The organism is Paraburkholderia sp., assembly GCF_050742655.1.
GTDB lineage: Bacteria > Pseudomonadota > Gammaproteobacteria > Burkholderiales > Burkholderiaceae > Paraburkholderia.
Window position 1 is genome coordinate 232,159 of the sequence record NZ_JBOIGG010000008.1, and the last position, 23,174, is coordinate 255,332.

Genomic DNA, 23,174 nt, shown 5'->3' on the forward strand with positions numbered 1-23,174 from the left:
TATATTTTTTCGCTCTTTTCGCCGAGTTGTTTGTAAAATAATTTACCCAGAAAGTAAGTAAATACTCTTCTATACATTGCGAGTCATGAAATTGATTGAATCAATCAATTTCAGTGCCGTACCTTCACTGCTGCTGAGTGAGTTGACTCCGCCCCAAATAGCAAAGCTACCTAAGCCCCGGGAGGGAAAATTACCCCGGGTATGATTAAGCGATCTTTGTCATCTGAAAATGGCAACACGGTCCCCGATCAATCAGAGTATTAGCGTACCCATTACGGCATTCGGTCATATAGCTGTGGGGGTGTGTCCCGCCCCCACGCTCCGATTCCCGATGGCATACTAGCCCCGAGGAACCCGACTCCTGCTCCAATAACCGCCCCTGCGGCAGTGCCCAAGGCTCCCATCTCCGGTCCAAGTGCCATTCCCAACGTACCACCAACCAGGGCGCCGCGCCCCGCGTTGTCCAGCGAGGTCCCCACACCGCTCCAAAAGCCACCGCCATTACTACCCGCGACCACATCAATTTCCATTTCGGTCAGTATGCGCGTAAATATCCCCAATGTTTGATGAAAAGACTTTGCGTTTCGTAAAAATTGACCTTCCCGAAAATTCTGAAAATTACACATGGGCACAATTGACTTGAATTGTCCGTGGAATTTTTTGAGGGAGGTTTTTCGTGACAAGTGCGATGAAAATATTGCTGAGGCTTGATTAATCATATCAATCCCATTGTGATAAATTCGACAAAACCACTCCAAATATTGTCGCGAAATCTTATTGGCGATCTGCGAAGAAAGAGTAAGCATCGAAAATGAGTGAGTCAAGTAAATGAGGTTTATTTCTGCTATCTCATTAATATTTATCAAATCCTGCTGTGGCAGTCACCCAAAGCAGGAGAACTCCGAAATTTCAACGTACGCAAAAACTGTTTCGTCTGGACACCCTCGATAGATCTTGGTGGGCGACACCGGAAGCCATGATGGTCGAGTCACGCACTGCGCTACGGGACCGGCATCGAACTCGACGCGTGGCTCGCGCTGGGCTGTACGGTCGTCGTCAACGGTTCGCGGCAACATCTGCCCGCGCTGTCCGCACACGGAAGTCGTGCACGCGAAACCGCCGCCGAGGTCGCCACGCGCCTCGCGCGCGAAGCGCCGTTCGCATTACCAGAAAACGCGCGGCTGACAACAATCGACAACTCCGGCACGCTCGAAGCAGCCGGCGCTGCGTTCCTGGAAGCGCTTCGGGTATCGTCAGGTCGGCGAGGGGTGGACGACCGTTTTCGGCAGGCCCCCGTCCGCATCGAGTAAACTAATGCCCTCGCTTATTTCTTCCATTTGACGGGCTTTGTCCATGAGCACGATTCTCGAAAACGTTCCGGTGGGTCAAAAAGTTGGCATCGCGTTCTCAGGCGGCCTCGACACCAGTGCCGCGTTGCACTGGATGCGCCAGAAGGGCGCCGTGCCGTACGCCTACACCGCCAACCTCGGCCAGCCCGACGAAGACGACTACGATTCGATCCCGCGCCGCGCGACGGAATACGGCGCCGAGGGCGCCCGCCTGATCGATTGCCGCGCGCAGCTCGTCGCGGAAGGCATCGCGGCGCTGCAGTGCGGCGCGTTCCATATCTCGACGGCCGGCGTGACGTACTTCAATACCACGCCGATCGGCCGCGCCGTCACGGGCACGATGCTCGTCGCCGCGATGAAGGAAGACGGCGTCAACATCTGGGGCGACGGCAGCACGTACAAGGGCAACGACATTGAGCGCTTCTACCGCTACGGCCTGCTCGTCAATCCGGACCTGAAGATCTACAAGCCGTGGCTCGACCAGCAGTTCATCGACGAACTCGGCGGCCGTGCGGAAATGTCGGAGTTCATGCGTCAGGCGGGCTTCGCGTACAAGATGTCGGCGGAGAAAGCCTACTCGACCGATTCGAACCTGCTCGGCGCGACCCACGAAGCGAAGGATCTCGAGAGCCTCGAGTCCGGCATCAAGATCGTCAACCCGATCATGGGCGTCGCGTTCTGGCGCGACGACGTCAAGGTCGACCGCGAAGAAATCACGATCCGTTTCGAAGAAGGCCAGCCGGTCGCGCTGAACGGCAAGACCTTCCCGGACGCGGTCGAACTGCTGCTCGAAGCGAACCGCATCGGCGGCCGTCATGGTCTGGGTATGAGCGACCAGATCGAGAATCGCATCATCGAGGCGAAGAGCCGCGGCATCTACGAAGCTCCGGGCCTCGCGCTGCTGCATATCGCCTATGAACGGCTCATCACCGGCATCCACAACGAAGACACGATCGAGCAGTATCGCGAGAACGGTCGTCGTCTGGGCCGTCTGCTGTACCAGGGCCGCTGGTTCGACCCGCAGGCGATCATGCTGCGCGAATCGGGCCAGCGCTGGATCGCGCGCGCGATCACGGGCGAAGTCACGATCGAACTGCGCCGCGGCAACGACTACTCGATCCTGAGCACGAAATCGCCGAACCTGACGTATCAGCCGGAACGCCTGTCGATGGAGAAGGTTGCGTCGACCTTCTCGCCGCGCGACCGGATCGGCCAGCTGACGATGCGCAATCTCGACATCACCGACACGCGCGACAAGCTGCGCGTCTATTCGCAAGCCGGCCTGCTCACGCCGGGTGAAACGTCGGCACTTCCGCAGTTGAAGGACGACGCGAAGTAAGTCGTCTCGCGAACCGGGCGATCCGCGGCCTCGCTCGCGATCCCCGGTTCGAAATCCGCCGAACATTTGTTTGAACAAAATGGCGCCGGTATAGTGCTTGCCAGTTCGTCGCCGGCTGGCGGCACGATCGTTGGGACATCATCTGGAGTCGCCATGAGCGAAGCATCGAGTGCCGCTGCACTGACCGGAGTCGCTGATCTGGAAGGTGCCGCCGGCAGCCTGCGCGAAATCCGTCATCAGATTCACCGGCACCCGGAGCTTGCGTACGAGGAAGTGGCGACCGCGACGCTCGTCGCGGACCGGCTCGAACAATGGGGCTGGCAGGTCACGCGCGGCGTGGGCCGTACCGGTGTGGTCGGCACGCTGAAGGTGGGTGACGGCACGCGCCGCATCGGCATTCGCGCGGACATGGACGCGCTGCCGATCATCGAAGAGACCGGCCTGCCGTACGCAAGCGAGACGCACGGCAAGATGCACGCATGCGGCCACGACGGCCACACGACGATGCTGCTCGGCGCCGCCCAGCACCTCGCCGCGACCCGCCGTTTCTCGGGCACTGTGCATCTGTATTTTCAGCCGGCCGAAGAAAGCGGCGTCGACAGCGGTGCGAAGAAAATGATCGAAGATGGTCTGTTCGAGCGCTTTCCGTGCGACGCGGTATTCGGTGTGCACAACCACCCGGGCGCGGAGCCTGGCGTGCTGCTGTTCCGCAAGGGACCGTTCATGTCGGCGGGCGACAAGGCGGTCATCACGATTGAAGGCGTCGGCGGACATGCCGCGCGTCCGCATCTGACCGTCGACCCCGTGGTGATCGCGGCGAGCATCGTGATGTCGCTGCAGACCATCGTCGCACGCAACGTCGATCCGTCGCAGCCGGCGGTCGTGACGGTCGGCTCGATGCACGCGGGCACCGCGAACAACGTGATTGCGAGCACCGCGAAACTCGAACTGAGCGTGCGCTCGTTCAGCCCGGAAGTGCGCGCGCTGCTGAAGCAACGTATCACCGAACTGGCGCAAAGCCAGGCCGAGAGCTACGGCGGCAAGGCGACGGTCGATTACATCGACGGCTATCCGGTCGTCGTCAATTCGGATGCGGAGACGCAGTTCGCCATCGACGTCGCGCGCGAACTGGTCGGCGACGACAAGGTCGTCGCGCAGACCGACATGCTGATGGGCAGCGAGGACTTCGCGTTCATGCTGCAGCAGCGTCCCGGCACGTTCCTGCGAATCGGCAACGGCGTCGGCGAGGACGGCTGCATGGTGCACAACCCGCACTACGATTTCAACGACCTGAATCTGCCGGTCGGTGCGGCGTTCTGGGCACGGCTCGTCGAGCGCTGGCTCGGCCGCTGAAATCTGCAGGGCCGCGGCGGCACGCGTAGCGCCCGTCGCTCATTGCCGCTTATCGCTGTCACGACACGCCACTAGCGAAGGACGATCCGGGATGGATACCGTCAGTCACGCTCTCGACACCCCCCAACGCACGAGCCGCGGCGCAGTAGCCGCCGCGGTGATCGGCAACTGGCTCGAGTTTTTCGATTTCACCGTGTACGGCTATTTCGCGGTGATCATCGGCAAGCTGTTCTTTCCCGCATCGGACTCGACGACGTCGCTGCTGCTGTCGGTCGGCACGTTCGCGGCCGGCTTCGTCACACGGCCGCTCGGCAGCGTACTGCTCGGCCTCTACGCGGACCGCCGGGGTCGGAAGGCCGCGCTCACGCTGACCATCATGCTGATGGCGTTCGGCACCGCCCTGATCGCGATCGCCCCCACCTACGCACAGATCGGCGTCGCCGCGCCGCTGCTGATCGTGTTCGCGCGACTGGTGCAGGGCTTCTCGCAGGGCGGCGAAGTCGGCGCGGCAACGTCGACGCTGCTCGAACAGGGCACGGCCGCGCGACGCGGCCAGCGCGCCAGCTGGCAACTGGCGACGCAGGGCGCTGCCGCGTTGACTGGCTCGGGCATGGCGGCTGCGCTGTCGGCGTTATTGCCGCACGCCGCGCTCGAAAGCTGGGGCTGGCGCGTGCCGTTCGTGATCGGCCTGCTGATTGCGCCGGTCGGTCTCGTGCTGCGACGCCGTCTCGCCGACGATTCAGCGAGTGCCGCGCACGGCATCGAACGCGGCGTGCTGCATGAACTGTTCGCCGGCCATCTGCGTACGCTGATCCTGATCACGCTGACCGTGATGGGCGGCACGGTGTCGATCTACATCCTGACCTTCTACATGCCGACCTACGCGATCCACACGCTTGGCCTGCCGATGTCGCTGTCGATGCTGGTCGGCGTTGCTGCAGGCGTCGTGGTGCTGGTGACGTGTCCGCTGTTCGGGCTGCTGTCGGATCGCATCGGCAGCCGCAAGAAGCCGATCCTGATCGGTCGCGGCATCCTCGTGCTGCTGCTGTTTCCGGCGTTCATGCTGATCAACCGCTTTCCTTCGCTGTCGGTGATCGTGCCGGCGACCGCGCTGATGCTGGTCGCCTATTCGATGGGCTCCGCCTCGGAGTTCGCGCTGATGTGCGAGTCGTTCCCGCGACGCGTGCGTGCCACCGGTATTTCGATTGCGTATGCGGTGAGCGTGTGCATGTTCGGCGGTACCGCGCAACTGGTCGCGACGTGGCTCATCAAGCTGACCGGCAGCCGGCTCGCGCCAGCGGCGTATGTCGCGGGGTGCGTGATCGTGTCGCTGGTCGCGGTGTCGATGTTGAGGGAGACCGCGGGGGAGATGAGTGATTAGGGCTGGTTGAGGGCGCTGTTGCGCGACATGGAGAGGCGTCCGATGCGAGGAATCGCACCGCGCGATGCGTCAGTAGTAGCGCCACTCGTCAGCTATGTCATTCGCGAGCGCTACTTTTTTCCGAACAGTCTCAGCGAGGTCCGCCTGCAAGGCGTCCGTCGTATCGAGTTGCCTGAACAAAAACTTCAGGGCGGCGGAATTGATTGGACGCAACAGGCGGCCGTCAATTGCCGTCATCCGTCTTACGTTGCGCTTCGCCTCGTCAACCAGATCTCGGGTAGCACTGAGGTCCGGCGTTAGCCCAGTGCTCGCCCGAAATCGCGCGCCGAGCTCGGATGCGTGATCGGGAGACTGTCCAAGCAGATCCGAGTCAACGACAAGATCCGCGCTCTTCAACATCCTCCAGGCGCCAAGAATCCAGAGGGCGATAAATGCTCGATAGGCGTCGCTACCTTCGACCGTTTGCGCATAGTGATCGCAAGCGGCCGCGTAGGTATCGTACGAGGTCGGCGCAACAGGCGGTAATTTCACGCCACATTCCGTAATAACCTGCCTGACAATAGGCTCGCTCTGTTGAAAGCCCAGCACACGAAATGGCGCTGCAACGAAGAATGCGTTTCGCCATTGCTGCCTCAGTAACCAGCCTGATGCAAACTGAGAAGCAGGGTTGCGGAGAATCCCGACATGCATGACTCCGGGAAAGGCTTCTTTAAGCCATGGCATGCGCCCGTGAGATCGGCAGAACTTGAGAACCGCGATTTTGCGTTGACCTGCCGAAGTCTCACAAAGGTCGTTCAAATACGTTTGCAACGCCGGGAAATCTCTATCGGGTTGTCCACCAAATTGATCGATCCCGAAGCTCCCCCGGTATCCGCGTACGCCGCGCGCGGTCGATTGCAGGAACGGTCGGTATTCCTCGTAATAAGCTGAACTCAAAGGCGGATGGCCGGAGCTGTAGGTGGGGCGGATATCGGCAATATCGGCAGGGGCGAGTTCACCGACCAGTGAACTCAGCGGCTCATAGAACGCATTGACCGATTCCAGCGCACGGAATCGCGACCACAACCACGTTCCCGCAGTCCTCCATCCCGCGTGCAAAAAAATTCCCTGCACCGGTTGTGCTTTCGCTTCAACGGGGCTTTGCTGATCGGGTAGAGCGGTGGCTGCATTCGCCGGGTTGGCTGCTGAAGCGAATGTATTCAAATGCGTCGTGGTCATCTTCTACGAAATCACTATAGAAAAGCGGGCGTGCCCGGGAGGACAGCATCCTTCGCGAGCACTTCGGGGGTAGCCGTCTGGCATTGCAAAAGGCCGTCTACATCTTTCATTTTCCTTCGCCTGCGTATCGGAGTATCGGAGCCCTGTTGCCGAGCCGCAAGTGAGTTTATACACGGCTTTCTTCGTCGTCTTCGCTATGCTCCTGCTGGCCAGGCCGACTCTCTTTGTCGAGATCAGGGCGGTTGCCGCGATGCGCAGCGGGAGCGGCTCAGGCAGGGCATGAAGATCGCCGGCAGGCCTCGAAGTGAGTAGCCCCACGGCCGCGTGCGATAATGCGCACGTTTGCGGTAAATCTATGGCTGCCTCCTTACTTCCTTAGGGCACCCACCTATATCCCGCCTGCTTCCACCGGCTATTGCGCCGATCAGACCGTGAGACCTGATCCCGAGGTTGGATCGTCCATCACGCCACGCATCGCTTCAATCTGGCGCGTCAAGACAACGGCGTGTTTCTGCAATTTGCTTCAAAGGGCGTTCGTCGTCGACGAACGATCGCATTCACACATGGCGTAGTTGGCCATTGCACGCAGGAACAACGGTGGAACAACTCGGTTACGTCCTCCTCGTCATGCTGCTGCGCGCTTTCTCAGTGCTTCCCTACCGGCTGGTCGCGAGGTTTGGCAGCGCCCTCGGTGCAGCGTTGTACGCGCTTCCAAGCCGTCGAAAGCATGTGGTACTGGTGAATTTGCGTCTTTGCTTTCCGGAAAAGACCGAACATGAACACGACGCCCTCGCGAAGGCTCACTTCCGGCAGGTTGTCCGCAGCTATCTCGAGCGAGGCATTCAGTGGTTCGGTAGCGAGCAGGCGATAAAGAATATTGTCCAGATCGACAGCAAGCTCGATCTCGAAGATACGAATGCACCACCGACCATCTTTATGGGATTCCACTTCGTGGGTATCGAGGTCGGGTGCATGCTGTACTCGACGCAGTTGCCTGTCGCGTCACTGTACACACGCATGTCGAACACGCGCATGTGCGACCTTGCAAAACAACAGCGCGGCAGGTTTGGCGCGGAGATGATCGAACGGTCCACGAGCGCCAGAAAAATCATCGGAATACTTCGCTCCGGCAAGCCCGTCATGCTTGCGGCGGATATGGATCACGGTGTCGAGAACTCTGTCTTCGTGCCGTTCTTCGGCGTGGCCACCTGCACGCTGACGTCCGTCTCACGGCTGGCGAGACTGGGCCGCGCGCGCGTGGTGCCGTTCGTGACGGAAGTGCTACCCGATTTCAAAGGGTATAAGTTGACGATCTTCGAGCCGCTCGCCGACTTCCCGTCCGCAAGTGACACCGACGACGCGTCGAGAATGAACGCGTTTCTCGAGACTCAGATCTTGCGATTCCCCGAGCAGTATTACTGGGTGCATCGGCGGTTCAAACATCGGCCGCCCGGGGTGCCGGGGGTTTATTGATTTCACTCCCCGTGTCACCCGCCCGCCACGCAACCCTCAACTCCGCCGCGCAACCCTCTCCGACACCGTCTGCGCCGCATTCTGCAGCGGTTCAAGAAACGACTTCACCATCTGCTTCGCGGAATTGCGCTGCGCATTGCCGCTGATATTCATGGCGGCGATCACGCGGCCCTGGCGGTTGCGGATCGGCGCCGATAGCGAGATCAGTCCGACCTCGAGTTCCTGATCGACGATCGCCCAGCCCTGGCGGCGTACCTGCGCAATCGCTTTCTTCAGCTCGTCCTTGTCGGTGATCGTGCGCGGTGTGTGTGCGTAGAGCGGCACGAGGCCGAGCGTCGCGTCGAGCGCGGCGTCGTCGAGCGCGGCCAGCAGCACGCGACCCATCGACGTGCAGTACGCAGGCAACCGGCTGCCGATCGACAGATTGATCGTCATGATCTTGTGCGTCGGCACGCGCAGCACGTAGACGATCTCGGTGCGGTCGAGCACCGCGGCCGAACAGCTCTCGTGCACCTGCGCGGACAGATCCTCCATCACCGGTTCGGCGAGATTCCAGAACGGCATCGATGTCAGGTACGCGAAGCCGAGATCGAGAATTTTCGGTGTCAGGCGAAACAGGCGGCCTTCGGCTTCGACGTAGCCGAGCGTGTGTAGCGTCAGCAGGATGCGCCGTGCGCCGGCACGTGTGAGGCCGGTCGCGGCCGCGACGTCGGTGAGCGTCTGTTCGGGGCGCTCCGCGTTGAACGCGCGAATCACCGCGAGGCCGCGCGCGAACGACTGCACGTAGGAGTCGCCGGGTTTTTCGGGGATTGCCGCAGAGCCGGCCGGCTCCGCGGCCGATGCTTCGGTAGCTTGGGTCATGGGCCTCAGGGCTTTGCAGTAGACGCGGAGACGGCCGCACCGGGCCGCAGCGAAAGCCGTGAAGATAGCGTATGCATCGGGTTTCGCCAACTTCGCCGACGCGTTGCCCGGGTGACGAAGCTGCGGATGCGTTGCGGTCTTTGTATGATAACCCGACCTGCAACCCGACGAACCGCGCGCCACGTGTGCTGCCAACGATCAATCAAGGAGCTGTTCCAATGCCCCGCTTCGCCGCGAATCTCACGATGATGTATGCCGAACACGCATTTCTCGACCGTTTCGCCGCCGCGGCAGCGGATGGCTTCAAGGCCGTCGAGTTTCTGTTTCCGTACGATTTCCCCGCAGCCGATCTGAAGGCCCGGCTCGACGCGCACGGCCTCGCGCAGGCGCTCTTCAATGCGCCGCCCGGCGGCTGGGCGAACGGCGAACGCGGCATCGCGTCGCTACCGGGACGCGAGGACGAATTCCGCCGCAGTGTCGACACCGCGCTCGACTACGCACGCGTGCTCGGCAATCGCAAGCTGCATGTGATGGCGGGCCTGATCCGCGCGGACCAGTCGCGCGAACGCCATCGCGAGGTCTATCTGCGCAATCTCGCGTATGCGGCGCAGGCCGCGCTTGCCGATGGCATCACGATCGTCATCGAGCCGATCAACACGCGCGACATCCCGGGCTTTTTCCTGAACCGCCAGGACGATGCGCAGGCGATCCGCGCAGAGGTCGGCGCGGCGAACCTGAAGGTGCAGTTCGACTGCTATCACTGCCAGATCGTCGAGGGCGATCTCGCGGTGAAGCTGAAGCGCGACATGGCCGGCATCGGCCATATCCAGATCGCCGGCGTGCCCGAGCGCCACGAACCGGACATCGGCGAGCTGAACTATCCGTACCTGTTCGATCTGATCGACTCGCTCGGCTACGACGGCTATATCGGCTGTGAATACCGGCCGCGCGCGGGCACGTCGGCGGGACTGGGCTGGCTCAGACCGTACCTTCGCGACGCGGGTTGATCGAAGCAAAGGACGAACGTCATCATGAACGTACTGATCACCGGTGGTGCGGGTTTTCTTGGTCAACGTCTCGCGCGCGAACTGCTGACGCGAGGCACGTTGAAAGATGCCGACGGCGTGGCGCAGCCGGTCACCGAACTCGTGCTGCTCGACGTCGTGCGTGCAGCCGACTTCGGCGACAGCCGGGTGCGCACGCAAGTCGGCGACATCGCGGAGGCGAACGTGCTGGCGAATGCGATCGACGGCGACACGGCGGCGATCTTTCATCTGGCCGCGATCGTCAGCGGCCAGGCGGAAGCCGACTTCGATCTCGGGATGCGCATCAACCTCGATGCATCGCGTCTGCTGCTCGACACGTGCCGGCAGCGCGGGCATCGGCCGCGTGTCGTGTTTACGAGTTCAGTGGCGGTGTACGGCGGCGACTTGCCCGACGTCGTGCAGAACGATACGGCGCTGAATCCGCAGTCGTCGTACGGCGCGCAGAAGGCCATCGCCGAATTGCTGCTGAACGACTACTCGCGACGCGGTTTTATCGACGGCCGCGTGCTGCGTCTGCCGACTATCAGCGTGCGGCCGGGCAAGCCGAATGCGGCGGCGTCGTCGTTTGCGAGCGGGATTATCCGTGAGCCGCTGAACGGCGAGCCTGCGGTGTGTCCGGTCGCGGGCAGTACGCGGCTGTGGCTGCTGTCACCGCGCAAGGCGATCGAGAGTCTGATCGCCGGGTTCGAACTCGATGCGGCCGTGCTCGGCAATCAGCGCGTGCTGAACCTGCCGGGCATTTCGGTGAGCGTCGACGAGATGGTCGCGGCGCTGCGCGAGGTGGCCGGCGATGACGTCGCGAAGCGGATCGTCTGGCAGCCGGATGTGCGCGTCGAGAAGATTGTCGGCAGCTGGCCGGGGCAGTGGGACACGACGCGTGCGGAACGGCTCGGGCTGTCGGGCGACCGCACGTTCGCCGACGTGATTCGCGGCTATATCGACGACGAACGGATCGAGGTTCGCTGACGCCTTGTTTGTCGATGTGCGTTCTCCCGGTGCGTGCGCCCGCGCGGCTTGACATGCTTTCCGGCGCGGGCCTATCATCGGATCCGAGTGTTCGATATACGATTATTTGTTCTTATATAGAACAATTGGACCGTAATCGAAGCAATGCTTTTCAAGCCCTGTACCAGGTTGGGCCGGCATGCAGCCGCCCCGTTGCCACGCACACGGCATTCTCCCGGAGACATCTCATGACCGAAGCTTTCCTGTGCGACGCCGTTCGCACGCCGATCGGCCGCTATGCGGGCGCGCTGTCGTCGGTTCGCGCGGACGATCTCGGCGCAGTGCCGTTGAAGGCGCTGATCGAGCGTAACAAGGAGGTCGACTGGAACGCGGTCGACGACGTCATCTACGGCTGCGCGAACCAGGCTGGCGAAGACAACCGCAATGTCGCGCGGATGTCGCTGCTGCTTGCGGGGCTGCCGCAGGGCGTACCGGGTTCGACGGTGAATCGCCTGTGCGGATCGGGCATGGACGCGGTCGGGATCGCGGCGCGCGCGATCAAGTCGGGTGAGGCGGGGTTGCTGCTCGCGGGCGGCGTCGAAAGCATGAGCCGTGCGCCGTTCGTGATGGGCAAGGCGACGAGCGCGTTCTCGCGTCAGGCCGACGTATTCGATACGACGATCGGCTGGCGCTTCATCAATCCGCTGATGAAGCAGCTATACGGTGTCGACTCGATGCCGGAAACCGGCGAGAACGTCGCACAGGAATACGGCGTGAGTCGTGCCGACCAGGATGCGTTCGCGCTGCGCAGCCAGCAGAAGGCCTCGCGTGCGCAACGCGACGGCACGCTCGCGCAGGAGATCGTCGCGGTGACGATCGCGCAGAAGAAGGGTGATCCGCTCGTCGTGTCGCAGGACGAGCATCCGCGCGAAACGAGTCTCGACGCGCTCGCGAAACTGAAGGGCGTCGTGCGGCCGGACGGTACGGTCACGGCGGGCAACGCATCGGGCGTCAACGACGGCGCCGCGGCCTTGCTGCTCGCGAACGAGGAGAGTGCGAAGCGCTTTGGCCTCACGCCGCGCGCCCGCGTGCTCGGCATCGCGACTGCGGGTGTCGCGCCACGCGTGATGGGCATCGGCCCAGCACCTGCGACGCAAAAACTGCTTGCGCGTCTGAACATGACCATCGACCAGTTCGACGTGATCGAACTTAACGAGGCGTTCGCATCGCAAGGGCTCGCGGTGCTGCGCCTGCTCGGCATTGCCGACGACGATCCGCGCGTGAATCCGAACGGCGGCGCGATCGCGCTCGGGCATCCGCTCGGGATGAGCGGTGCACGGCTCGTCACGACGGCGATGCACCAGTTGCACCGGACGAACAGCCGCTTCGCGCTGTGCACGATGTGCATCGGCGTCGGGCAGGGCATCGCGCTCGCGATCGAACGCATCTGACGCGGTTTGAATTCATGCGTGAAGGGGTCCCGTGCGGCGTGGGTACGCCGCACGGGACCGTGCATTGCATCGTGCCGGTGAATGGTGGACACGCGTCGTCAACGCGAAACCGGCTCGACCATCTCGGTATTCAACCGCAGCAACCGGCTGAGCCAGCGCCGCAGCGGATGACGCAACGCAGGCAGCTTGCTGCGCACCGAAACGCGCGTGGCACCGTCGCCATCCGTGCTCATCCAGACGCGCTCGCCGCGCGTCAGTTGCAACTCCGCGCCGGGCGTGAGCCAGTGGTCGTACGGGCTTTGCGCGCGCGTGAGCCAGATCCGCGCGTCATGCACGTGCATCCGCGCATCGTATGCGACGCGCCACGAATGCGTGGCACCCGGCCACAGCATGAAATGCACAACGACTTCCGGCAACCGTTCGTCTTGCCACTCGTATTCCGGGTACTGTGAGCTTACCTCTTTCATCATGCTCTCCGTCGATAAAGCCGTCTGACGGAGGCGCCTTTTCCATTTTCACGACTGGTAAAAAGCAAAAGGCCCCATCCGTTTCCGGCGGGGCCTTTGGGGTTCGTTTGCTTTTAACGCTGACTGCTAACGCATACGCAATCCCCAATGCCCGCCATAGGTGGCATGCATTGTTCGATTGAATGCGTTGGCGCAGGTAGAGGTGTAGGTCAGCATGGGGTCGAGTGTGGCGGGACGCCGCTATGTTGTCAATACGAAAACACGGCGTAGCTGCATTACTTGTTACGCGACAGCGCGCCCGCGTTGTTGTCGCCGCCGAATAGCTGCGTCAGATAGTGCTTGTTGTTGTTCATCGTCGTCATCAGGTTGTTGAGCGCGGTGAACTGCGCGTTGTACTGTCTGGTGAGCGTGCCGGTGTACGTCTGCAGCTGTGTCGACTGCTGCTGCAGCGAAGCGAGATCGGCGTTGAGCGCCTGCGTGCGCGTATCGATAAGGCCGCTCTTCTGCACATAGGTGGTCGCGAAGCGATTCAGCGACGCACCGATGCCGTTGCTCGTGTTGAACAGCGCGGCGACCGCACCCGGTGTCGTCGATAGCGCCGTTTTCAGTTTCTCGCTGTCGAGTTTCAGCGTGCCGTCGTGCTGCAGGTCGATACCGAGCGCCGACAGGCTGTGCGTTTTGCCCCCCGACGCGACGCCCTGGCTGACGATGTTCGCGAGGCCGTTGCTCACGTCGCGCAGCATCGCGTCGCCGAGCAGCGGCGCGGCCTTCGAGCCATCGGTCGCGGCCGGGTCGTAGGCCGACAGCGAATGCGCGGTCGTTGCATACGCGTTGTAGGCGGTCACGAAGTTGCCGACTGCGGTGCTGGTCGCGGTGTCGTCGGTTGCGACCGTCAGCGTCTGCTTCGTGTTCGCGGCGGCTGCGGCGAGGTTGATCGTCACGCCCGGCAGCGCACTCGAGATCGTGTTGGTCGCGCTCTTGACCGGGTTGCCGTCGATCGTGAGTTGCGCGTCCTGTGCCTTGCTCACTTCGCGGAAGCCCGACGAGTCGAGCCGCGTGTCGAGTCCGCCGCTTGCCTTCAACGACACGACGTTCGCCTCCCCGGTTTCCTTCGACGTAACGACCAGATGCTGCCCGTCGGCCGCATTGACGACGCTTGCCGTCACGCCCGGGTTGTTCGCCGAGCTGTTGATCGCCGCGGCGATGGCGGTGACCGAGTTGTTCGATGCATCGACGTTGATCGCGAACGACTTGTCGCCGACGCCGACCGTCAGCGTGCCGGTGCCGAATTTCGTGTCGGCCGCGAAGCCGTTCGACGACAGCTTGTGCGCGGTCGCGACGGTCGCGATGTCGAGTTCGTAGCTACCGGGTGTGGTGCCCTTGCCGGTGCTGGCCGTCACGCCCTTGCCGCTCGCCGTCGCGGCGAAGTGCGACAGCGCGGTGCCGTCGGCGAGGCCCGCGACCGCGGTCTGCAGTGCCGACAGTGCCGCCTTCAGCTTGCCGATCGCGGACAGCTGGGTGTTGTCGAGCGTCTGCTTGTTCGCGATCTGCGCGGTGCGGCCCGCGGTCTTTGCGGTGACGAGCGCCTGGACCAGCTTGTCGACGTCGAGCGAAGAGTTGGTCGAACCGCTGATGATCGATTGGGCGGCCTGCGCGAGCAGGTTGGCGGTATCTGTGGAAGTCGGGGTCGTGCTGGCCATGCAAAGCTCCGTTCTTGTCGGGACAGGAGGAAGGGCAACGCAACCCAGCCCTCTTTTAATGTTTACGACGACCTTTCATGAAACTTAACGTAATCGATGAAAAATTTTCGTAAGGCCTCAACCCCTTGACGGTGCGCCAGGGTTCGTGATCGACAAGGCGGAAAGCAGCGTGGGTTATCAGCCTTCGAGACTGTTGCGGATCTGTGCGGCGAGGTCTTCGCGCAGCGAATTGCGTTTGCGTCGCAGCGCGTTGCCGCCGTCGGCATCGCGCGTGTGCCGGACTGGCGGCGCGAGCACGAACCAGCCGTTCCAGCGGGCGACGGCGCCGCATTCGAGCGACAGGCCGTCGTAGTCCGCGGCGACGCGCCGTCGCCGCAGGCAGTAGCGCCAGTTCGCATAGATGTGCGCGCGCTTCGACACGATGAAGGTGCCGCCCGTCCCGAGTCCGGACGCGATGCACTGCGCGAGATAGATGACGAAGACCTTCGGCCGCAGTCCGTACCAGCGCTTCGTTAGTGCGCGAAACAGTTCGCGGCCGTTGATCGAGGTGTCCGGACCCTGAACCGACCCGACGCACAGCCGCGGCCGCCGCACCTTGCCGCCGAGATACGCGAGGCTGAACGTGCACGACACAACGCGCCGGCCGTTCGCGTCGCGGATGCAGAGGGTCCAGTCGCCTTCCTTCTGGAACTGGTCGAGCGATTCGAGCGTGATCTGCCAGCGTTCGGCACCGACCGCGAACTGCGCGATCGTCGCGTGCCCTTCGCGGGCGATGCGTTGTGCGAGCTGCGGCACGCGTTGCTCGGTGAGCGTCTGATGGTCGAGGCTCGCGGCGATCCGTTCGCGCGAACTGAAGCCGCCGTGCAGGAACGGCCGATGTGGTCGTTCGATCGCGAGCGGATGGCGCCGGACGATCTCGCGCAGCGACGAGTTCGAACAGCGCCGGAGCCAGACGGTGGTCGAGTGCCACCAGACAATCGAGCGCAGCCACAACCGCATGCGGCGCAGCCGGTGAAACAGCGTGTCGCCAGGATACAGCGTGTGTCCGGCGCGCTGGATCATCGAAAAAGACATGGCGAAATCTGCGAGCCGCGGCAGGCGCGCGGCGAGCTTGTCGACGAACAGGGGCATCACGCGTCGTTCTCCCGGTATTGCAATGGGCTGGATGCTAGCGACGCGGGTTTACTGCGGTTGTCGAATTGAGCGCAGAATTGTCAGGTTTTGTGACGCCGCGAAGGAGCGCAGAACGTTTCCGTCAATCCGTTGTGCCGCGGTATGCCGGCTTCGGCGTGAGCCAGGTTCGCCGCCCTGGTATCATGGCGACCGCGTGACAATCGCGCCACGAATCCAACTCGCCTTGAACGATTCATCCATGCCCTTCCGGATCCTGCTCGTCGAAGACGATAACCGCCTCTCCGCTCTCGTTGCCGGCTATCTCGGCAAGCACGGCTACGACGTCGACGTCGTGCTGCACGGCAGCGACGCCGTGCCGGCGATCCTCAGGCGCCGTCCCGATCTCGTAATCCTCGATGTGAACCTGCCGGGCAAGGACGGTTTCCAGATCTGCCGTGAAGCACGCGAGCAGCATTACGACGGCGTGATCATCATGGTGACTGCACGCGACGAACAGTTCGACGAACTGCTCGGCCTCGAATTCGGTGCCGACGACTACGTGCACAAGCCCGTCGAGCCGCGCATCCTGCTCGCGCGGATCAAGGCGCAACTGCGCCGCGTGGCGTCGCGCGGCGTCGAACCCGCGAGCCAGCCGGATAGCCATGCGATCGGCAAGTTCGTGATCAATCGTGCGAGTCGCTCGGTGATGCTGCCGGACGGCAGCGTACCGGACCTGACGTCGGCGGAATTCGACCTGCTGTGGGTGCTCGTGAGCCATGCCGGCGAAGTGGTGAGCCGCGACGATCTGATGCGCGCGCTGCGTGGCGTCGAGTTCGACGGTCTCGACCGCACGATCGACGGCGGCATTTCGAAGCTGCGCCGCAAGCTGCACGACGACGCGAGCAACCCTCAGCGCATCAAGACGATCCGCGGCAAGGGCTACCAGTTCAGCAAGATCGCGTGGGAGTAGGCATGGCCTTCATGGAACGCCTCCCGCGTTTCCGGCATAGCTGAAATTTCGCGTAACGCGCGCTCGACAAAACTCTACACACGGCGCTGCAAATCGACAGTCGCGCGCGCACGTCCTCTCTACCATCCGGGCTTCACTGCTATATGCGCCCGCGTCATGTCCGTCTGTTCCCTCCCTGCTGCCCGCCACGCCGTCCTGATGATTCATGGTCTTGGCGGGACGCGTCACGATTTCGGTTCGCTCGACAGAAAGCTCGAGGAAAGCGGCTGCGACGTCTATCTGCCGTCGCTGCCGGGCCACGGCTCGTCGCCGGATCAACTGAACGACGTGAGCCTCGCCGACTACATGCAGCTGTTGAGCAAGACCTATCGCGAGCTGTTGGCGCGTTACGCGCGCGTCGACGTCGCGGGGATTTCGATGGGCGCACTGCTTGCGCTGATGCTGTGCGCACGCGAACGCGTGACGCGCGGCCGACTGATCCTGCTGTCGCCGCCGCTGTTCCTCGACGGCTGGAATGGTTCTCCGCTGCAGCCGCTGCGTTACCTGCTGTATTGCGTGCCTGGCCTGCGTCATTTGATCCGCGTGCCCGAGGGCGAGCCGTTCGGCATCAAGAACGCGCGCATCCGCAATCTGATCCGGCGGCATCTGCAGAAGGGAAGCGGTGTGCACTATCCGTACGTGCCGCTCTCGGCGATCGCACAGGTCGACTGGATGCGCTTCGCCGTGAAGCGCGCGCTGCATCGCGTCGCATGTCGTACGCTGGTCGTGCATTCGGAGGAGGACGAAGTGACGAGCATCCGCTCCGCCGAATTCATCTGCAAACACCTCGGCACGCGCGACGTGACCTTCGTGCGCCTCACCGACAGCTATCACATGATCACGCTCGACAACGAACGCGACACCGTGGCTGCCCGCACGCTCGACTTCGTCGCCCGTGGCGATGTGCTAACGTGAGCCGCGCGAGCGGTGACCGCTGACCGCTACCTGGATCGGCGGATGCTGCCGGGTGCGCCACTCGCCGATCCTTCGTCCGTGACCATGAACGCTGCCGCGCGAAAACTCTCCGTCTACCGCTATTGCAAATGGCGCCTGCTGCGCTTCCGGCGGTCGTGGACTGATACGCGCGCGGATCGCGTTCCGAGCTGGTCACGGCTCTACGTGCGTGTTTATCTGCGCTTGCTCACGCTCGTCCTGCTGGTCGCCGCTGTCCCGTTGCTGGGTCTCATGGCCGTGCTGGGCGCGCACACTGTGGGTCATGCGCTATGCACGCTACCGGGCGGCCTGACGCTCGCGGCACTGGTGACGTTGGGCGCACCGGCACTCGCCGCGTACGGCTGGATGCGGCCGGTCTGGCTCGATCTCGTGATGGTCCGCGAACGCGCGATCGACTTCACCGGCGGCCGCTTCAACACACGCGCCCGCGAGTCGCACAGCGTGATCATCGGGCCGCTCGCACGCACGCTGAACGCGCTTGCCATGCGGATGGAACGGTTGATCGCCGCGCAGCGCGAACTCACCAACGGCATCTCGCACGAACTCCGCACACCGCTCGCACGTGTGCGCTTCGCAGTGGAAATCCTGCGCGAACCGGGATCGGCCGCTGAATATCACAGCGCGCTCGCGAGCATCGATCAGGATGTGACCGAGCTCGACGAACTGATCGACATGAGCCTCACCTACGCGCGGCTCGAATACAGTTCGCTGCAATCGAATCTCGAACCGACCGTGCTGGCCGCCTGGTTCGATGGGCAGGTGAACGATGCGACGCTGCTCTACACGAGCTGCGAGATCGTTGCGACGGTCGACGTGGACCGCATGTTGCGCGTGACGATGGACAAGCGGCTGATGTCGTACGCGATGCGCAACCTGCTACGCAACGCGAGCAAATATGCGCGCGGCCGGATCGCTGTCGGCCTCGCGGTGCAGCACGGCAACGTCGAGATCTTCGTCGAGGACGACGGTCCGGGCGTGTCGCCCGACGAGCGGGAGCGCATCTTCGACGCATTCGTGCGGCTCGACCGGCATACCGGCGGCTACGGTCTCGGCCTGGCGATCACGCGTCAGGTGCTGCACGCGCATAAAGGGCGCATCGCGATGACCGATCCCGCGACCCTCGGCGGCGCGCGCTTCGAGTTGAGCTGGCCTGCCGGGCAGCCTCGCGCGGCCGCCGACGGTGACGTTCAGTAGGTGTGGCCCAGCTGGAAGTAGACGTTGTTGCGGCCGCCCGGTGCGAGCGCGACGCCGAAGTAGATCGGGCCGAATGAACTGGTCACGCTGGTGAAGAAGGTGACGCTGCGTTTGAGCGGACCTTTGCCGATACCGGCCAGATCGGCGCTTGAGGAGCCGTTGTCCCAGACATTGCCGGCTTCGATGCTGATACCCGCGAAGAGCCCATGGATTACCGACGTGTTAAAGGCTGCAAGCTGGTTCATATAGGTGACCTGCCCATAGATCATCGTGCTACCGGCGAGCTGGTCGGCGGCGTAGGCGGACAGATGCTGGAAGCCGCCCAGCGTAAAGCCGAACGGATTGACCTGGTTAGTGCCTCCGAAATCTTTGCCTGCTTCGAGGCTCGCGCTGAAACTGTGCCGCCCGAAGCTGGCCGCGACCAGTCCCTTTCCGTAGACCTCGGTGTAGCGGGCGTTGCTGTCCGCGAATCCGCCGTTGCTCCCCCCTGTTAGCGACCGTTCCACGCGCAGATTGACGAAGTATCCTTTGCGGGGAAAGAGCGGATCGTCGAGCTGATCGATGGTAAACCGTGCGTGCACATTGACCTGCCGCCCGTAGTAAGAGGGGAAGACACCTCCTGCGATGGGGTTGCCCTGAGCGTCGGTGTTGGGAAAGTTGTAGACGGCCGATCCGTAACCGTGCGCGTACTCGACACCGATCCGGAAGTCGCCGAATGTCGACAGCGGCACGCCCAGATCGAGGCCGGCCCGTTCCGTCTGCTGGTGATACTGGGTGATCCTGAAATTGGTGTCCGGATCGTAGAGGTTGATGTAGCGCCGCTCGAGACCCAGATAAGGCGCAACGTAATATCCGAATGTATCCGACAACGGCTGCCGCAACTCTGCATGTACGTTGACCAGGTCGCTGCCGAGCGTGCTGTCGATGCGTCCTTCGAGTCCTGACGGCGTAATCCACGGCCGCCGGTAACCGACATGCAGCCGGAAGCCGCCTTCGTCGGTGGAACTGCTCGACAACCCAAGGCCAAACAGCAGGAAATTCGGCCCCCACGATTTTTCTTTCGCGTCGATGACGAGCGTATGCGTGTCGCCGTCGGTGATCATCTGCTGCGTCACGCTTTCGAAGTCGCCGGCTGTCGTGAGCGACAGCAGGTCCTTGTTCAGCGCCGTGGGATCGTAGACGTCGCCGGGATGGGTATGCAGCGCGTCGCGAATGCGTTTTTCCGGCACGCGACCGGGTGTCGCGATATCGATATTCGTGATGCGGATCGGCGCTGACTCGTGTACTGCGTGCGCCGAGCGATATGCAGCGTACTGTTCCGGCGACAGCGCGAGATGCCGCAACGCCGGCAGCGCGGCGCGCGTCGCGGCCTCGCCCGCGGCGATCGCCTGTTTTGCGTTGGCGAAATCGGTGAAGCTGAGCGCCCCGAGCTGCGGCTCGATCAGCACGTCGTTCGGTCCGAGCTGCTTGCGCTGCAGCGCGACGTTCTGGTGGATCAGGATGCCGATCATCTGCTGCGCGACGTCGGCGGGTGACGCGAGCGCATCGAGCGGACGCAGCGGCGACCCGATGTCCACCGCGATCACGACGTTCGCGCCCATGTCGTGCGCCGTTTCGATCGGCAGATTGCTGACGAGTCCACCGTCGACGAGCGTGCGGCCATCGACGTCCGCCGGCGCGAAGAGGCCGGGTAGCGCCATGCTCGCGCGGATCGCGAGCGGCAGCGAACCCTGCTCGAGCACGACCTGCTGGCCGGTGCGCAGATCGGTCGCGATCGCGCGATACGGGATCGGCAAATGGTCGAACGACTGGTTCGCGGGCACCGTGGATGTCCAGTCCTGCAGCAGCGCCTGCAGCCGGTTGCCTTGCACGAGCCCGGCGGGCAGCCGGAGGCCGTTCTTGCCGAACCCGAACGACAGGCTGTTCACGTACAGCTGCTCATCTTCGCGACGCGACTGCGGCAGGTCCGCGCGTGCGGTCACGTCGAACGCGATGTCCGCGAGATTGACCGATGCAAGCCGGTCCTGCATTTCCTTCGCGGTCATACCGCTCGCGTACAGACCGCCCACGACGGCACCCATGCTGGTTGCGGCGATGCAGTCGACCGGAATGCGGTTTTCTTCCAGTACTTTCAGCACACCGAGGTGCGCGTAGCCGCGTGCGCCGCCGCCCGACAGCACGAGGCCCACCGATGGACGGTGCGGGGCGCCGCCGGTCGCGCCGCAGGCGTTGTCTGGCGTGACAGGGGCGGCGGTCGTCGCTGAGGGTGTGGCCGCAGCAGCGCGCGACGCGAAGCCGGTGCAGCCGACTGCAAGCAGAATCGCGAGGGCAGCGAACTGGAATGCCCGCTGCGAGTGGATAAAGGTAAAGGCCTTCCCCGTCGCGCGGTCGAGCGACACCCCTGTCGAGACCTGTATGATCGCGCGCGCCGACGGTCGAATCATTCGTTTGATGCCGGAAGAAAATACGGAAGATTACATGGTTTTTCTGCCGGTAATAAGCGGCATCACGTAGGGGTATCGGGGCGACGCGATCGATCCTTAGAAGCATCGCGCATATTGTTGTACGGATTTATTGTTGGCGACGCTGCGCGTGCGCACGGAAAATCGGCGGGCTATGCTCGAACGACGCGAACGCGCTCCCTCATCGTTTCTCCCTGCCCTGACCGCCCACATGAAGCCACTTTCTTTCATGCACACCGTGCGCCGCGTCGCCCTGGCCGGCCTGTTCACCGCGTACTCGATCAGCGCTATCGCGGCCCCCGGCAAGACGCTCGTGTTCTGCAGCGAGGGCAGTCCCGCCGGCTTCGATCCAGGCCAGCACACGACCAGCACCGATTTCGACGCGAGCACCTACACGGTCTACAACGAACTCGTGCAGTTCCGCCGCGGCACGCTCGACCTCGAACCGACGCTCGCCACCAGCTGGGACACGTCCGCCGATCAGCGCACGTACACGTTCCATCTGCGGCACGGCGTGAAATTCCAGACCACCGCGTGGTTCCATCCGACCCGCGACTTCGACGCCGACGACGTGCTGTTCACGTTCAACCGGATGCTCGATCCCGATCTGCCGTTCCGCAAGGCGTACCCAGTCAGCTTTCCGTATTTCAGCGATCTGGGCTTCGACAAGAATATCGAGCGCATCGAGAAGGTCGACGACTACACGGTGCGCTTCCATCTGAAAGCGCCCGACGTGATCTTCGTGCGCAATCTCGCGATGAGCTTCGCGTCGATCCTGTCGGCTGAATACGCGGCGCAGCTGAGCGCCGCGCACCGCGAAGCGGACATCAACCAGTTGCCGGTCGGCACCGGGCCGTTCGTGTTCCGCTCGTACCAGAAGGACGCGCTGATCCGCTTCGACGCGAATCCCGACTACTGGCTTCCCGCCGACGTGAAGGTCGCGCATCTGGTCTTCGCGATCACGCCCGATCCGGCCGCACGCATCCAGAAGCTCGCGACCGGCGAATGCCAGGTCTCCGCGTTTCCGCGGCCGGCCGATCTCGCGACCGTCGAGCACAATCCGTCGCTGACGCTCGTGTCGGGTGTCGGCTTCAACGTGGGCTTCGTCGCGTACAACACGCAGCATCCGCCGCTCGATCACGTTGATGTGCGGCGTGCGCTCGACATGTCGATCGACAAGCCGGCGATCATCCGCTCGGTCTTTGCGGGTAAGGCGAGCATCGCGACCAACCCGATGCCGCCCGCGCAATGGTCGTACAACGCGAAGCTGAAGGATGCGCCGTACGATCCCGCGAAAGCGAAGGCGCTGCTCGCGCAGGCGGGCTTTCCAAACGGTTTCGACCTCACGCTATGGGCGATGCCCGTGCAGCGTCCGTACAACCCGAACGCGCAACTGATGGCGCAGCTGATCCAGCAGGACTGGGCGAAGATCGGCGTGCGCGCGAAGATCGTCAGCTACGAGTGGGGCGAATACAATCGCCGCGCGAAAGCGAACGGCGAGCACGACGCGATCCTGTACGGCTGGTCGGGCGATAACGGCGATCCGGACAACTGGCTCGGCGCGCTGCTCGGCTGCGACGCCGTGCACGGCAGCAACGTGTCGAAGTGGTGCGATCCGACCTTCGACGCGTTGATCGTCAAGGCCCGCTCCGAACCGGACACGGCGAAACGCACCGCGCTGTACGAGCAGGCGCAGGTCGTGTTCAAGGAGAAAGTGCCGTACACGCCGATCGCGCATTCGATCGTGTCGCTGCCGGTGTCGAAGCGCGTGAAGGGGATGCTGCTGTCGCCGCTCGGCAGCCATCGGTTCGATGGGGTGTCGCTGGACTAGCGATATAGGCTCGTTGGCAAGACCAACG

The 23,174-nt window shown here is 63.1% G+C and carries 18 protein-coding genes and 1 pseudogene; 12 read left to right on the plus strand and 7 right to left on the minus strand.

Annotated elements, in window-relative coordinates; translation table 11 throughout:
* Nucleotides 1–272: 272 nt before the first annotated feature.
* The gene (locus tag ACREXZ_RS14105) at nt 273–806 is read right to left on the minus strand and encodes a hypothetical protein (RefSeq protein ID WP_431764701.1); all 534 of its coding nucleotides are present in this window, start codon (nt 804–806) and stop codon (nt 273–275) included.
* Between the two features lie 174 nt (nt 807–980).
* On the opposite strand from ACREXZ_RS14105, the pseudogene ACREXZ_RS14110 reads away from it, so the two are divergent.
* The 4 genes and pseudogenes from ACREXZ_RS14110 to ACREXZ_RS14125 form a co-directional block, all read left to right on the plus strand.
* Nucleotides 981–1,310: pseudogene (locus ACREXZ_RS14110) on the plus strand (hypothetical protein); the annotation flags it as partial.
* 43 nt (nt 1,311–1,353) lie between these two features.
* Entirely contained in the window at nt 1,354–2,688 is a 1,335-nt protein-coding gene (gene argG / locus ACREXZ_RS14115; protein WP_431764702.1) for an argininosuccinate synthase, read from the plus strand.
* A 153-nt stretch (nt 2,689–2,841) separates the two neighbouring features.
* Nucleotides 2,842–4,041 (plus strand): M20 aminoacylase family protein, encoded by a 1,200-nt coding sequence (locus ACREXZ_RS14120; RefSeq protein WP_431764703.1) that lies wholly within the window; start codon nt 2,842–2,844, stop codon nt 4,039–4,041.
* Between the two features lie 91 nt (nt 4,042–4,132).
* On the plus strand, nt 4,133–5,422 hold the full coding sequence (locus ACREXZ_RS14125; RefSeq protein WP_431764704.1) for an MFS transporter: 1,290 nt from the start codon (nt 4,133–4,135) through the stop codon (nt 5,420–5,422).
* 69 nt (nt 5,423–5,491) lie between these two features.
* Here ACREXZ_RS14125 and ACREXZ_RS14130 read toward each other — a convergent pair whose 3' ends face one another.
* The gene (locus ACREXZ_RS14130; protein WP_431764705.1) at nt 5,492–6,640 is read right to left on the minus strand and encodes a hypothetical protein; all 1,149 of its coding nucleotides are present in this window, start codon (nt 6,638–6,640) and stop codon (nt 5,492–5,494) included.
* 597 nt (nt 6,641–7,237) lie between these two features.
* Here ACREXZ_RS14130 and ACREXZ_RS14135 point away from each other — a divergent pair.
* On the plus strand, nt 7,238–8,113 hold the full coding sequence (locus ACREXZ_RS14135; RefSeq protein WP_431764706.1) for a lipid A biosynthesis lauroyl acyltransferase: 876 nt from the start codon (nt 7,238–7,240) through the stop codon (nt 8,111–8,113).
* Between the two features lie 36 nt (nt 8,114–8,149).
* On the opposite strand, the gene ACREXZ_RS14140 is transcribed toward ACREXZ_RS14135, so the two are convergent.
* Nucleotides 8,150–8,974, minus strand: a complete 825-nt coding sequence (locus tag ACREXZ_RS14140) for an IclR family transcriptional regulator (protein WP_431764707.1) — start codon at nt 8,972–8,974, stop codon at nt 8,150–8,152.
* A 218-nt stretch (nt 8,975–9,192) separates the two neighbouring features.
* On the opposite strand from ACREXZ_RS14140, the gene otnI reads away from it, so the two are divergent.
* The 3 genes from otnI (at nt 9,193) to pcaF (ending at nt 12,416) form a co-directional block, all read left to right on the plus strand.
* The gene (gene otnI / locus ACREXZ_RS14145; protein ID WP_431764708.1) at nt 9,193–9,981 is read left to right on the plus strand and encodes a 2-oxo-tetronate isomerase; all 789 of its coding nucleotides are present in this window, start codon (nt 9,193–9,195) and stop codon (nt 9,979–9,981) included.
* 24 nt (nt 9,982–10,005) lie between these two features.
* Entirely contained in the window at nt 10,006–10,986 is a 981-nt protein-coding gene (gene denD / locus ACREXZ_RS14150; protein ID WP_431764709.1) for a D-erythronate dehydrogenase, read from the plus strand.
* Nucleotides 10,987–11,213: 227 nt separating this feature from the next.
* Nucleotides 11,214–12,416 carry a 3-oxoadipyl-CoA thiolase gene (gene pcaF / locus ACREXZ_RS14155; protein WP_431764710.1) on the plus strand — a complete coding sequence of 401 codons (1,203 nt, stop codon included), beginning with the start codon at nt 11,214–11,216 and terminating at the stop codon, nt 12,414–12,416.
* Between the two features lie 98 nt (nt 12,417–12,514).
* On the opposite strand, the gene ACREXZ_RS14160 is transcribed toward pcaF, so the two are convergent.
* The 3 genes from ACREXZ_RS14160 to ACREXZ_RS14170 all read right to left on the minus strand — a co-directional run bounded on the left by ACREXZ_RS14160 (nt 12,515) and on the right by ACREXZ_RS14170 (nt 15,714).
* The gene (locus ACREXZ_RS14160) at nt 12,515–12,886 is read right to left on the minus strand and encodes a DUF2917 domain-containing protein (protein ID WP_431764711.1); all 372 of its coding nucleotides are present in this window, start codon (nt 12,884–12,886) and stop codon (nt 12,515–12,517) included.
* A 272-nt stretch (nt 12,887–13,158) separates the two neighbouring features.
* Nucleotides 13,159–14,583 carry a flagellar filament capping protein FliD gene (gene fliD / locus ACREXZ_RS14165; protein ID WP_431764712.1) on the minus strand — a complete coding sequence of 475 codons (1,425 nt, stop codon included), beginning with the start codon at nt 14,581–14,583 and terminating at the stop codon, nt 13,159–13,161.
* A gap of 177 nt (nt 14,584–14,760) precedes the next feature.
* On the minus strand, nt 14,761–15,714 hold the full coding sequence (locus tag ACREXZ_RS14170) for a DUF535 family protein (protein WP_431764748.1): 954 nt from the start codon (nt 15,712–15,714) through the stop codon (nt 14,761–14,763).
* 241 nt (nt 15,715–15,955) lie between these two features.
* On the opposite strand from ACREXZ_RS14170, the gene ACREXZ_RS14175 reads away from it, so the two are divergent.
* The 3 genes from ACREXZ_RS14175 to ACREXZ_RS14185 all read left to right on the plus strand — a co-directional run bounded on the left by ACREXZ_RS14175 (nt 15,956) and on the right by ACREXZ_RS14185 (nt 18,853).
* Nucleotides 15,956–16,666, plus strand: a complete 711-nt coding sequence (locus tag ACREXZ_RS14175) for a response regulator (protein WP_431764713.1) — start codon at nt 15,956–15,958, stop codon at nt 16,664–16,666.
* Nucleotides 16,667–16,822: 156 nt separating this feature from the next.
* Nucleotides 16,823–17,620, plus strand: a complete 798-nt coding sequence (locus ACREXZ_RS14180) for an alpha/beta hydrolase (RefSeq protein WP_431764714.1) — start codon at nt 16,823–16,825, stop codon at nt 17,618–17,620.
* A gap of 42 nt (nt 17,621–17,662) precedes the next feature.
* Nucleotides 17,663–18,853: an ATP-binding protein gene (locus tag ACREXZ_RS14185; protein ID WP_431764749.1), complete on the plus strand. Its 1,191-nt coding sequence runs from the start codon at nt 17,663–17,665 to the stop codon at nt 18,851–18,853.
* On the opposite strand, the gene ACREXZ_RS14190 is transcribed toward ACREXZ_RS14185, so the two are convergent.
* Nucleotides 18,847–21,297 (minus strand): patatin-like phospholipase family protein, encoded by a 2,451-nt coding sequence (locus ACREXZ_RS14190; RefSeq protein WP_431764715.1) that lies wholly within the window; start codon nt 21,295–21,297, stop codon nt 18,847–18,849. The two genes, ACREXZ_RS14185 and ACREXZ_RS14190, sit on opposite strands and share 7 nt — an antisense overlap.
* 247 nt (nt 21,298–21,544) lie before the next feature.
* On the opposite strand from ACREXZ_RS14190, the gene ACREXZ_RS14195 reads away from it, so the two are divergent.
* Complete coding sequence (locus ACREXZ_RS14195) at nt 21,545–23,146, plus strand: ABC transporter substrate-binding protein (protein ID WP_431764750.1); 1,602 nt, start codon at nt 21,545–21,547, stop codon at nt 23,144–23,146.
* Nucleotides 23,147–23,174: the final 28 nt, after the last annotated feature.